The organism is Burkholderia cepacia (assembly GCF_029962485.1).
GTDB lineage: Bacteria > Pseudomonadota > Gammaproteobacteria > Burkholderiales > Burkholderiaceae > Burkholderia.
On record NZ_CP073638.1, the window covers coordinates 3,022,788 to 3,035,028 of the forward strand.

Below are 12,241 nucleotides of genomic sequence, written 5' to 3' on the forward strand. Positions count from 1 at the left end.
CAATGCTCCGGAATCGGGAGAGAGGGGCGCGCGTCACGCGGCGAGCAACGCTTTCGCTTCGTCGACGGTGCGCGGCGCGGGCGTCGGTTCGAGACCGATCATCCGGGCCGTGTTGTTGCCGAGGTAATCCTCGAGCGTGTCCTCGTCGAGATTCATCCCTTGCGGCGGATCGAAGCAGAGCACTTCGAGCAGGCGCAACCACATGCCCGGTTCGTTCGGCGGCGTGTCGGAGCCGAACAGGATCTTGTGCTTCGGCAGCACCTTCGCGAACTCGACGATGCGCGACTGCAGGCACCAGCCCGATTCGCAGTACACGTTCGGCAGATCCATCGCAAGCTGGAACGGCTCGAAGCAGTAGACGCCGCCCGTCTGCACACCGAAGTGCGCCATGATGAAATTGACGGTCGGGAATTCCTTGATCATCGGCACCCACTCGGTCGGGATGCTGTACGGGCCGTCGCCCGTGTGCAGCTTCACGAGCACGCCGAGTTCCGCGCATTTCTTCAGCGCGGGGCGCAGCCAGTCGAGCGCGCGATCGGGGCGGTACGCGTGCATGTTGGCCTGGAACTGCACCATCTTGAAGCCGAGCTTGCGCACGTAGTGATCGATCGCATTGACGCCGTTCTCCACGCCGCAGCGCGGGTTGTAGACGAAGCAGCCGATGAAGCGGTCGGGGTGCCTGCGCACCATCTCGACCGTGTACGCCATGTAGGCGTCGATCGATTCGGTGCCCGACTTTTCGCCGTCGGTATAGGTATAGATGGTGTTGCCTTGCGGCGGCTGGATGAACGCCTTGTCGACGCGGCGCGGCTTGCCGTTGATGAGGAACGGGCCGTTCATCGTCTCGATCAGGCGCTCGCCGGTGAACGGCGGGCCGTCGTGACGCCACGCGAGGTCGACGAGATTCGTCGGGTAACAGCTGGTGTCGATGATCATCTACTCGATCTCCTTGAGAGGAACCGGAAAAGCCGGTTGCCGGATCGCGGGCAGGCACGTCGATGAAGCGACCCGGTCGGTCGGATTCATGCGGCCCTTTGCAAGGCGCATTTTTTTTCGCGCCTTCCCCTCGCCGGCATCGAGTGACACACTGCGACGTGCACTGCTGCTTGGGACCGAGTGTCACAAGCCGAATGCGCTCTGTACAATATTTTTTACTGACGTTCTTGATACGTTTGCGATATGGACATGCGTGTGTTGCGTTACTTCGCGGTACTGGCCGACGAACTGCATTTCGGGCGCGCGGCCGCGCGGCTCCATATCTCGCAGCCGCCGCTGAGCCAGCAGATCCGGCTGCTCGAGGAGCAGCTCGGCACCGCGTTGTTCGTGCGCTCGCAGCATCGCGTCGAGCTGACCGAGGCAGGGAAAACACTGAAGGAGCAGGTGCCGCTGATCGTCGCGCAGTTCGATCGCGCGATCGATCTCACGCGTTGCGCGGGGCGCGGCGAAGTGGGGCGGCTGGCGGTCGGCATCATCAGCTCGGCGATGGTCGCGCCGATCCCGCACGCGTTGCGCGTGTTCGCCGAACGGCATCCGCACGTGCACTGGTCGCTGCACGAGATGACGCCGGCCGCGCAGATCGACGCGCTGAAGGAGAAGCGGCTCGACGTGTGCTTCTTCCGGCTGTTCCAGGACGATCCGTCGATCCGCAGCGAGATCGTTGTACGCGAAACGGCCGTGGCCGTGCTGCCGCCCGGCCATCCGCTTGCATCGCGCGATGCGATCGCGCTCGGCGAGCTGGCTGGCGACCAGTTCGTGTCATTCGGCTTGCGGCATTCGCAACTGGCGCGCTTCCTGCAGCAGAGTTGCGTCGACGCGCGTTTCACGCCGCAGATCGCGCACGAGGTCGTCGAAGTGCATACGCTGCTGTCGCTGGTGCGTGAAGGGCTGGGCGTCGCGCTGCTGCCGGCGTCGTCACGGCAGATTTCGACGGGCGGTGTCGCGTTCGTGCCGCTGTTGCCGCCGGCGCTGGAAGTGTCGCTGCAGGCGCGTTACCGCGCGGACGATACGTCGGCCGTGCTCGGCGCGTTTCTTGAGACCGTGCGCGAGGTCGCGGCGGAATTCACGGCGTAGCCGCGCCGGTCAGGGCGCGAGCGATTGCGCGACCAGCGCGCCGATCGCGTCGATCAGCGGCTTCACGCGTGCATGCCGTTCGCGCGGCCAGATCGCATGGAGGTTGTAGTGCGTCGGAATTGCAATCGTGCAGAGTTCGACGAGCCGGCCGTCGCGGCGCGCGTCGGCGGCGAGCAGCCCACGCACCAGCCCTGCGCCGAGCCCTGACGCGAGCGTCGCGACGAGCCCCGCCGCGTTGTCGAACACCGCGATCGTCTCGGGTTCGACCGGTTCGAGCCCGGCTGCTTCGAGCCACGGAATCCACGAGCGCTTGGTATATCCGAGCAGTGGCAGTGCCAGCACCTGTTCGGGCGTGAGCGGTGCGGCGAGCCCGTAGCGTTCGAGCAAGGCGGGCGCGGCCATTGCGGTCAGCCGGTCGGGGCAGACCAGCGCGCTGTCCACACCTTCCCATTCCCCGTAGCCATAACGCAGCGCAACGTCGACGCGATCGAATGCATCGCGGTCGAGACGCGGCGCGGACAGCACCGTCAGTGTCGCGCCGTCGAGCGTGCGCATCAGTTCGGGCAGCCGCGCGGGCAGCCAGCCCTGCATCAGTTCCGGATCGACGTCGAGCCGGATCGACGGCCCGGTCGTGCGGCCCTTCACCGACGACAGCGCGCGATCGATCTGTTCGAGCCCGTCCGACAACTGGTTCGCGAACAGTGTGCCCGCATCGGTGAGGATCACGCGGCCGCCGGCGCGGGCAAACAGCGGCTGGCCGATGAATTCCTCGAGCGAGCGGATCTGCTGGCTGATCGCGCTGTGCGTGAGCGCCAGCTGGCGCGCCGCACTGGAAAAGCTGCCGACCCGCGCGGCCTGCAGAAACGCCTGCATCGACTGGATCGAAGGGTATCGCTTGAGCATCTGTTAGTCCGACTGACAGGGATTCGACGAAATGATCGCTGGCGCACCCGTGCATCGCGTTTCGATAATGCTCCGAAACCGCGCATTGGACGCGGGCCGCCCCATGAATGCGAATCAGGAGACCGCACATGATCGACATCGTCGTGAACGATACACGCCATTCGCTCGAGAATGTACCGGAGGATATGCCGTTGCTGTGGGTGCTGCGCGACCGGCTCAAGCTCACCGGCACCAAGTTCGGCTGTGGCAAGGGCCTGTGCGGCGCATGCACCGTGCATCTCGAGGGGCAGGCCGTGCGCGCTTGCCTGATCCCGGCCGTCGCCGCGAACGGGCGGCGCGTGACGACGATCGAAGGACTGTCGCCGGACGGGCGACATCCGCTGCAGCTCGCGTGGGTGGCCGAGGACGTGCCGCAATGCGGCTATTGCCAGCCGGGGCAACTGATGCAGGCCGCCGCGCTGCTGAAGGGCGGGCAACCGGTGGACGACGAAGCGATCGTGTCGGCGATGTCGGGCAACATCTGCCGCTGCGGCACCTATGCGCGCATTCATCGCGCGATCAAGCGCGCGGCTTCAGGCGATCCGGCGTTGAAGGCCGCCGCCGAACCCGCGAAGGAGGCGTGACATGCGTAACGATCGTGCACCGGATACGCAGCACACCGACGACGCGCCGCGCCGGCGTTTTCTCAAACAAGGTTCCGCATTGATCGCCGCCGGTATCGCGATCGGCTTCCGGATGCCCGATGCGATGGCCGCGGGCAAGAACGTGAGCGGCGATCCGCATCCGTCCGCAGGTGAATTCGAACCGAACGCATGGGTGCGCGTGCTGCCCGACGACACGATCAAGCTCGTCGTGCACAAGCACGATTCGGGCACCGGCACGCGCACCGCGCTCGCGGCGGTCGTGGCCGAGGAGCTTGACGTCGATCCGTACCGTGTCGATGTGATCACGCCGGAAGATCCGTTCTTCGCGGACTACATTCACCCGCTGTGGAAAGTGTTCTCGACCGGCGGCAGCACGAGCGTCGCGATGGAGTACGACCGGCTGCGGCGTGCGGGCGCGACCGCGCGTGCGATGCTCGTCGAAGCGGCGGCGCGGCAATGGAGCGTGCCCGTATCGGCGTGTACGACGGCAGACGGCGCCGTGCTGCACGCGGCGAGCGGGCGCCGCGCGACATACGGCTCGCTCGCGCAGGCCGCTGCGCAGTTGCCTGCGCCGAAGGATGTCGTGCTGAAGGATCCCGCGCAGTTCCGCTATATCGGCAAGCTGCGCAAGAAGCGCGGCGCCGCGCAGAAGGCCGACGGGTCGTTTCCGTACAGCATCGACGTGTCGCTGCCGGGGATGCTGGTCGCGGTCGTCACGCGCGCCCCGATGATCGACGGCCGTGTGCGCAGCGTCGATGCGAAGGCCGCACTCGCGATTCCCGGCGTGCGCGAGGTGCTGCAGATTCCGCCGCGCCCCGACGTGCTCGGCGGCAACCAGGCCGGCGTCGCGGTGCTCGCGGACGACTACTGGTCCGCGCATCGCGGGCAGGCCGCGCTGACGATCGAATGGGAGGACAGCCTGTTCGCGACATTCGACAGCAGTACGCTTGCCGCGCGTCAGGCCGCATGGGTCGACGATCCGGCCGCGCGCGTCGTGCCGACCATTGCCGACGGCGATCCCGCGAAGGCGAAAGCGGCCGGCGCACGCACGATCGAGGCGTCGTATTCGATGCCGCACAAAGCCGCGAATCCGCTTGAGCCGATCAATATCACCGTGTGGGCACGCAACGGCGGCATCGAGTACTGGGGCGGGCTGCAGGTGCCGTCCACCGCGATGGAGGCGGCCGACGTGATCGGCGGCATTCCCGCGCATCGCGTGACGCTGCACGAACTCGTGTCGGGCGGCAGCTTCGGCGCTCGCGAATCGAAGTACTGGCTGTTCGAGGCGACGTGGCTCGCGGTGAAGACAGGCAAACCCGTGAAGCTGATGAACAGCCGCGAGGACGAGATGCGTGCGCTGTTCTATCACGCGGCGAGTTACCACCGTGCGCGTGCGGTGCTCGATGCGCAGGGCAATCTGGCGTCGCTGTGGCTGCGCGGCGTGATGCCCGCGTCGCCGCAGCAGTGGGAGCCCGGCTATCTGGAGCGCACCGACCGGATGGATTTCAGCACGACCGAAGCGATGACCCAATGGGAGTTCGCGTATTCGGCGCCGCATCGCGACATCGGCTGGATCCGGATGGAGACGGGTGTGCCGACCGGCTGGTTTCGCGCGGTGAGCTACATCCCGAACGTGTTCGCCGTCGAATCGGTGATGGACGAAGCCGCGCATGCAGCGAAGCGCGACCCCATCGAGTTCCGGCTCGCGCACATGCGCGACCGGCCGCGTCATGCGGCCGTGCTGCGCGAAGCCGCACGGCGTGCGGGCTGGGGACAGCCGCTGCCGGAGGGTGTCGCGCTCGGCGTGGCGACGAACCAGGCATACGACAGCTATGTCGCGGTGGTCGCGCGGGTCGTGCGCAAGGACGGCGCGGTGAAGGTAGAGAAGCTCACGTGCGTGGCCGATTGCGGGATAGCGGTGTCGCCGGCCGGCGTCGACGAGCAACTGTACGGCGGGCTGATGTGGGGGCTCGGCCATGCAACGTCCGATCGCATCGATTTCAGGCATGGCCGCGTGCAGCAGTCGAACTTCGATACGTATCGCGTGATGCGGATGAGCGACATGCCCGCGACCGACATTCATATCGTGCAGGGCGATCCGGCGAAGCCGGGCGGGGTCGGCGAACTGTCGAGTCCGGCGGTGACGCCCGCGATTGCGAACGCGGTGTTCCGGCTGACGGGGAAGCGGTTGCGGGAGACGCCGTTCGATTTGTCGGCGATCGCGTAGCGCGCGAGAACGTATGAAGTTTGCCGCGCACGGGCATCCAATCCACTGATCAATTTGCCGGCGTCGACACCGTATCGACGCCGGCCGGCACGCGCGCCCGCATCGTCGTGAATCAACACCGGTTCCGCATACTTTCCGACGTTTTATCGGGTGTTTCCCACTGCTTGGTCATCCGAATTTTTACCTAAGATGAAGAAATCGTGCGCGTAATTCGGTGCCTGCACGCGCATGGAGGGAGGCGGGAGGCAGCGCCAGAGCGACGCCAGCGGATGTTGCCATCATGGATGCGAAAGTGTGCGCGTCGACTGTCAGTCTCGCGACTGCAGCGACGCCAGCGGCCGCGGCGGCCATCGCCGCGCGCACGGTGTGCGGCCGTCTTGGCCGAACCGCTTCGCTGCGCCACGCGTTGTTCGCAATCGTTTGCGCTCTGGGTGCGGCTCCCGCCGTGCTCGCCGGTGCGCCCGCCAATCCCGACGATCCGGTCGACACCGTGCAGATTGCAGCCGCCGCGAGCCCCGCGAATCCTTCCGTTTCGTCTCACGACACGACCGTGCGCCAGGTCGTGCTCGGCATCATCAGCTTCACGCGCTGGCCGACCACGCCCGTTCGCCTGCATCTGTGCGTCACGGGCCGGCCTGACTATGCGCGCGGCCTGACCGACACGCTGGAGGCCGGCTCGACGCTGGTCGACGTGCAGCGCGTGAGCCCCGACGATCCCGCGCTCGGCATGGCGTGCGACGCCGTCTACCTCGGCACGCTGAGCAACGATGAACGCGCGCGAGTGAGGGCCGTGGTGGCCGGTCATCCGGTGCTGACGATTTCGGAACACGATCCTTCCTGCACTGCGGGCGGCATGTTCTGCCTGAATGTCGACGGCGATCGCGTGTCGTTCGACATCAATCTCGATGCCGTCGCGCGCAGCGGCGTGCGCGTGCACCCGAACGTGCTCAACCTCGCCCGACGGCCGGTGACGCCATGACACGGTCCGCGCTCCCCGTTTCCGCCTCGCGCATGCCGCGCCCGACGCTGCAAAGCGTGTTGCGTCGCGCGCACCTGCGCCTTGCGTTCGTCGCGGTGGCGATGGCGGCCGTGTCGTTGATCGTCGTCGCCGTGATCGCGTTGCGTGCGTATGCGGGCAACAACCTGAACCTGCTGGCGCGCTCGCTCGGTTATACGGTCGAGGCGGCGCTCGTGTTCGGCGACCGCGTCGCGGCGAACGAGGCGATCGGATTGATCGCCGGCGACGAGGATGTTGATCAGGTGGTCGTCACGGACAGCAAGGGGCAACCGTTCGCGACGTGGCAGCTGCCCGCCGGAAACGGGATCGCGCGACTCGAACGTGCCGTCGCCGACGCGGCGCTGCCCGGGCCCGTGACCGTGCCGGTGACGCACGACGGCATCGTCGTCGGACACGTTGTCGTGCGCGGGCGCGGCCACCAGTTCTTCGGCTTCCTGCTGGGTGGCGTCGGCGGCATTCTCGGCTGCCTGGCCGTCAGCGTGCTCGGCGCGTATGTGAGCTCCAAGCGTCTGCTGCGCAATATCGTTTCGCCGCTGCGCGCGCTGGCAGGCGTGGCGCACGCGGTGCGTCGCGAGCGTGCGTTCGCGCGACGCGTCGAGCCGGTGGCGATCGCCGAACTGAACCAGCTCGGCGATGACTTCAATGCATTGCTCGACGAATTCGAAGACTGGCAGAACACGTTGCGCGACGAGAACGCGTCGCTCGAACACAAGGCGACGCACGATGCGCTCACGGGATTGCCCAACCGCGTGCAGTTCGAGTCGCGTCTGGCGCTTGCGCTTTGCGACGCCACTCTGACGGGGCAGCGGGTCGGCGTCCTGTATCTCGACTGCGACCGCTTCAAGGAGATCAACGATTGTCTCGGCCACGACGCCGGCGACGCGGTGCTGATCGGCATCGCGTCGCGGCTGCGCACGCAGGTGCGCGAGGCCGATCTCGTCGCGCGCCTGGGCGGCGACGAATTTGCGGTGATGCTGGCGGCGGTGCCTGAGGCGGGCAGCGTGTGCCGGATCGCCGACGAGATTTTGTCCGGCATGGCGCCGTCGATCGAGCTGTCCGACGGCCGCGTGGTGGCCACCATGATGAGTGCCGGCGTTGCGCTGTATCCCGATCACGCATCGGACGCGAGCGGCTTGCTGCGCGCGGCGGATGCCGCGATGTACCGCGCCAAGCGCGCGCGGCCGGGCTCGTGGCAATTGGCGGAGAGCGCGTTCCGGTCGGCTTGAGGTTTAACGTCTCGTGCTGCGGGCGAGGCTGCAGCAGCGATCAACAAGAAGTGCGCTCAACAAGGGCGCACTCGAAGGGGATGCGAAATGAACCACTCGTTTCCTGTGAGCATGGGGCGGCTATGCGTGGGAAGCGCATTGCTGCTGTGCATGCTGCTGGGGGGCTGCAAGACGCCGCCGCCGCTTCATCGCGGGCTGACGCAGACGCAGGTCACGGCGCTGAAGTCGGCCGGGTTCCAGGAGACTGGACAGGGGTTCGAGTTCGGGTCGACCGGGCCGATTCTGTTTGATTTCGACCGGTACAACCTCAAGCCGGATGTGCGGCGGATCGTCGAGCGGATCGGGCGGACGTTGAGGTCGGCGGGGATCAATGGCGTGCGGGTTTATGGGTACTCGGATGACGACGGGAAGGACAAATACGATCTCGAGTTGTCGAGGCGGCGGGCGGAGGTGGTGGCGATCGAGCTTGTCGATGTCGGAATGGACGCGAAGCAGATCGCGATCGTCGGGAGAGGGAAACTCGATCCGGTAGGGGATAACAAGACGCCGGCGGGGCGGGCGCAGAATCGGCGGGCGGCGATCGTGGTTTCGCCGAGGTAAGGGAAGTGCCTCATGCCGGGCACACCGTGACGACGATCGGTCGACCGGCTTCGTATAGCGGCGTGCGTGTTGCCCGCCGAGCAAAAACACCGGAACCGGATTTGGCGCCATCTTCGGTTACCGTTCCAGGCTTGATCGCAAACAGTTCGTAGCGCGTCTGGAAGATCAGCAATATTCGCAATGTCGGGAGGCTGCCGTTACCGGCCGAGTCCTCGCGGAAATTGCTCCCCTCCTTTTGATTCCGAATGGGCCGGTTCAGCAGGGCCTGCAATGTACTATTGCTGCGCTCGGTGTCATTCGCTTTGGGCCTTCATGGCGCCGGAGAAGGTGGAAAACGGCTCATGGAACAGGGTTATTTGGCGTCGTTGATAGGGGGGGCTCGATGGAGCAGCAGAACGGCTTTACGTTGCCCGAGGATTGGTGCGAATTTGAGCACCCGCACTCGGAGTGTGATCTCGACCATGCGCGAATCCAGGCAGAACTCGACGTAGAGCTTCACCCAGACCACCCATTTCATGGACGCAAGCTGATGGTGATGGCGCATGCCCTCAGTAACGACGACGTTCTTTGCGCTCACACTGACGAATCGGGGCGTTACTCGATCATTCACCTCACCTGGAGAGGTGGCCCTGAGCTAGGCGCCTGTCCAACCATCGATTTCGATGGCGACCGGAATGAAGTTTGCCGTTATTTCGGCTTTGTCAGTGATGTGCTGGACCGGATTGCAGAAGACGAGCGCCTCGGGCTGCGGGAGCCGATGACGGCGACGGGAACGCCTTCGCAGCCGGTCATGATTCGTTATAGCGAACAGGGTGACGCCGAGTAGATTGGCGCCGTCCTTTGAGAACCTCGTACCGCCTTCTTCAATCGATTCGGCCTGAGGCCGTATAGCGAGCAGGGCAGCCGCAACCGCGGCCACCCAACGCCACACGTCACCAGCCGATATTGCAAGACGACCGCGACGTCCCCGCGCCGCCGGTCGCCGTGCACTTCGTCCCCGAGCCGTTGTCATAGAACGTCCGCGTCTCCGGCTGAGGCACCGAGGGATCGAACGGATTCGGCGCCCCATGCGGACCACGCGGCGCGTCGTACGGCCGCTGCGGCGCATACGAGCCACCACTACCAGCCGGCCGCGAGCCATTCGCGCGCAGATATTCATTCCAGTTCTGCTCGCGCTGCTCATATCCAGGCACGGCGCGACCCAGACTATCGCTCCCACCCGCGCCAAGTGCGACGCGATTCGGTGGCAATACAAAATCGGGTTCATGTTCAGAGGAAGGCGGCGATGCCACCAGCGCATCGCTTGTCGCCCGCAACGGCCGCTTGTCCTGCGTATCGAACGGACTGCGCTCAACCGGCGCAGCGTACTGCACGCGGCGACGACTCATGCGCGCCGCATGCCCGTCATCCCGAGCAGCAGCACGCCGCTCCGAGCGGAACACATTGGCGCCGGCCGACCGATCGGTCAGCGTATCGCGACCTGAAGCAGCGACCGTAGAAACAGAAAGCGCGCACGCAATCGCGGCGGCGGAAGACAAGCGGATAGGGTGATTCATAGGCGATCCGAAGCAGGTGATGTGCATTGAACAAAACGGCAGATCACTGGCTGGCGGCTGGGCGACGGAGGGGCGTCGAAGCGGCCCTGAAGCGACTGCGAGGCGCGGCGGGCGCGACTTGCAGGAAGGCTGGCTGGATTGCAGAAGCGAGTTCGTATTATTTCATGGAAATATCAATCAGCTTTCAAAATGTTTAGGTCTGTTGGTAAACAGAAGGATTTACCGCCTGGCCGGAGCGCCCCGTGTTGGTGCCCTCCCACACAATCATCAGTCGATTGATTTTCAACGATCGGACCCTTAACGACCCGAAAGCGCGTGACTCGGAATTTCCAATCACCGAACCCCAGACGCAGCAAGGAACGTCGTCCAATCACGGCACCGAATCGCAACCAGATTGCACTCGAAGCAAACGTTCTCGGCCTCGCGAGGTTGCGCCACAATCGCCACCCGGGCGTCACATAAACCTACGTGTTTTCCCTTGGTCGACCGGCATTTTTGACAGACGATTTAAAAACGCCCATATAATTTCGACTGCCTTGCCAATGGCTGTCGGACCATCCCTCCGAACACGCGATTTGGCAAGCGGGGCAGGCGAAACGCTTGCGCAATGCAAGACGCATCACGATGTCTTTCCGAACCAGACGTCCCCTTCGGGGACTGCAAGAGCCGGGCCCCGCTACGCAACATTCCGCTGGAGTTCCGTCTTCTATGTGTCTCGGGCGTGTCCCATGTCCTCGCCCCGGGTGCTGTTCGATTGCGCAAGTCATGCCGCCTTTGCCCGTATGACTAAACAACATCGAGGAGCTCCCAGATGACGCTGTCCCGTCTTACGTCCATTTCCGTCGCCGCCGTGCTGTTCGCCGCCGGCGCCGCCACCGCGCAAGCGGAAACCGTGAAGATCGCCATCGCTGGTCCGATGAGCGGCTCGGTCGCCCAGTACGGCGACATGGTGAAGGCCGGCGCGCTGACCGCGATCGAGCAGATCAATGCAGCCGGCGGTGCGGGCGGCAACAAGTTCGAAGTCGTGATGATGGACGACGCGTGCGAACCGAAGCAGGCCGTCGCCGTCGCCAACAAGATCGTCAGCCAGAAGATCAAGTACGTGATCGGTCACGTGTGCTCGGGTTCGACGATCCCGGCTTCCGACATCTACGAGAACGAAGGCATCGTGATGGTCACGCCGTCGGCCACCGCGCCGCAGCTGACCGAAGGCAAGAAGCGCCACTTCATCTTCCGCACGATCGGCCGTGACGACCAGCAAGGCCCGGCCGCCGCGCACTACATCATCAACAACGTGAAGCCGAAGAAGGTCGCCGTCCTGCACGACAAGCAGTCGTACGGCCAGGGCATCGCGTCGTCGGTGAAGAAGGACCTCGAAGCCGCGAAGATCCCGGTCGTGCTGTTCGAAGGCATCAACGCCGGCGATTCGGACTACTCGGCGATCATCACGAAGCTGAAGTCGCAAGGCGTCGATTTCGTCTACTTCGGCGGCTACCACCCGGAAATGGGCCTGCTGATGCGCCAGGCGCGCGAGCAGGGCGTGAAGGCCACGTTCATGGGGCCTGAAGGCGTGGGCAACAAGGACGTGACGGCGATCGCCGGCCCGGCTTCGGAAGGCATGCTCGTCACGCTGCCGGCCGACTTCTCGGCCGATCCGGCCAACGCGGCGCTCGTGAAGGCGTTCGCGGACAAGAAGCGCGACCCGAACGGCCCGTTCCAGATGCCGTCGTACGCAGCGGTGAAGATCATCGCCGACGCGATCGCGGGCGCGAAGACAACCGACCCGACGAAGGTCGCCGCGTACATGCACAAGACGACGTTCGACACGCCGATCGGCAAGGTCGCGTATGACGCACAGGGCGACCTGAAGGCGTTCAAGTTCGTCGTCTACACGTGGCACAAGGACGCGACGAAGACCGCCGCCAAGTAATACGGAGTACCCGCCCGCGCGCCCGCCCTGTCCGAGACCCGGACGGGGCGGGCGCGTATTGGTCGCG

Annotated in this window: 12 protein-coding genes; 8 read left to right on the plus strand and 4 right to left on the minus strand. The window is 65.2% G+C overall.

All coding sequences use genetic code 11. The annotated features are described in order from the left end of the window. Window positions 1-33: 33 nt before the first annotated feature. A complete protein-coding gene (locus tag KEC55_RS30005; protein WP_006498781.1) occupies window positions 34-936 on the minus strand; it encodes an amidohydrolase family protein in 903 nt (300 codons plus the stop codon). A 243-nt stretch (window positions 937-1,179) separates the two neighbouring features. Between KEC55_RS30005 and KEC55_RS30010 the strand changes: the two genes are divergently transcribed. Then, window positions 1,180-2,070, plus strand: coding sequence for a LysR substrate-binding domain-containing protein (locus KEC55_RS30010; protein WP_282508686.1), 891 nt, complete (start codon window positions 1,180-1,182; stop codon window positions 2,068-2,070). Window positions 2,071-2,079: 9 nt separating this feature from the next. Here KEC55_RS30010 and KEC55_RS30015 read toward each other — a convergent pair whose 3' ends face one another. Next, on the minus strand, window positions 2,080-2,973 hold the full coding sequence (locus KEC55_RS30015; protein WP_282508687.1) for a LysR substrate-binding domain-containing protein: 894 nt from the start codon (window positions 2,971-2,973) through the stop codon (window positions 2,080-2,082). Between the two features lie 128 nt (window positions 2,974-3,101). Between KEC55_RS30015 and KEC55_RS30020 the strand changes: the two genes are divergently transcribed. The 5 genes from KEC55_RS30020 to KEC55_RS30040 all read left to right on the plus strand — a co-directional run bounded on the left by KEC55_RS30020 (window position 3,102) and on the right by KEC55_RS30040 (window position 8,688). Next, window positions 3,102-3,596: a (2Fe-2S)-binding protein gene (locus KEC55_RS30020; protein ID WP_282508688.1), complete on the plus strand. Its 495-nt coding sequence runs from the start codon at window positions 3,102-3,104 to the stop codon at window positions 3,594-3,596. A 1-nt stretch (window position 3,597) separates the two neighbouring features. Further along, a complete protein-coding gene (locus tag KEC55_RS30025; RefSeq protein WP_282508689.1) occupies window positions 3,598-5,844 on the plus strand; it encodes a xanthine dehydrogenase family protein molybdopterin-binding subunit in 2,247 nt (748 codons plus the stop codon). A gap of 280 nt (window positions 5,845-6,124) precedes the next feature. Further along, a complete protein-coding gene (locus tag KEC55_RS30030) occupies window positions 6,125-6,823 on the plus strand; it encodes a YfiR family protein (RefSeq protein WP_282508690.1) in 699 nt (232 codons plus the stop codon). Continuing rightward, the gene (locus tag KEC55_RS30035; RefSeq protein WP_282508691.1) at window positions 6,820-8,088 is read left to right on the plus strand and encodes a diguanylate cyclase domain-containing protein; all 1,269 of its coding nucleotides are present in this window, start codon (window positions 6,820-6,822) and stop codon (window positions 8,086-8,088) included. The genes KEC55_RS30030 and KEC55_RS30035 overlap by 4 nt, the downstream gene beginning before the upstream one ends. Window positions 8,089-8,175: 87 nt before the next feature. Beyond that, window positions 8,176-8,688 carry an OmpA family protein gene (locus KEC55_RS30040; RefSeq protein ID WP_282508692.1) on the plus strand — a complete coding sequence of 171 codons (513 nt, stop codon included), beginning with the start codon at window positions 8,176-8,178 and terminating at the stop codon, window positions 8,686-8,688. A 10-nt stretch (window positions 8,689-8,698) separates the two neighbouring features. Here KEC55_RS30040 and KEC55_RS30045 read toward each other — a convergent pair whose 3' ends face one another. Continuing rightward, window positions 8,699-8,959, minus strand: coding sequence for a hypothetical protein (locus KEC55_RS30045; RefSeq protein ID WP_282508693.1), 261 nt, complete (start codon window positions 8,957-8,959; stop codon window positions 8,699-8,701). 111 nt (window positions 8,960-9,070) lie between these two features. Between KEC55_RS30045 and KEC55_RS30050 the strand changes: the two genes are divergently transcribed. Then, window positions 9,071-9,514, plus strand: a complete 444-nt coding sequence (locus tag KEC55_RS30050) for a hypothetical protein (RefSeq protein ID WP_282508694.1) — start codon at window positions 9,071-9,073, stop codon at window positions 9,512-9,514. A gap of 106 nt (window positions 9,515-9,620) precedes the next feature. Here the strand turns inward: KEC55_RS30050 and KEC55_RS30055 are convergent, their stop codons facing one another. Further along, window positions 9,621-10,271 carry a hypothetical protein gene (locus KEC55_RS30055; RefSeq protein WP_282508695.1) on the minus strand — a complete coding sequence of 217 codons (651 nt, stop codon included), beginning with the start codon at window positions 10,269-10,271 and terminating at the stop codon, window positions 9,621-9,623. Window positions 10,272-11,055: 784 nt separating this feature from the next. Here KEC55_RS30055 and KEC55_RS30060 point away from each other — a divergent pair. Next, window positions 11,056-12,174, plus strand: coding sequence for a branched-chain amino acid ABC transporter substrate-binding protein (locus KEC55_RS30060; RefSeq protein ID WP_282508696.1), 1,119 nt, complete (start codon window positions 11,056-11,058; stop codon window positions 12,172-12,174). Window positions 12,175-12,241 lie beyond the last annotated feature (67 nt).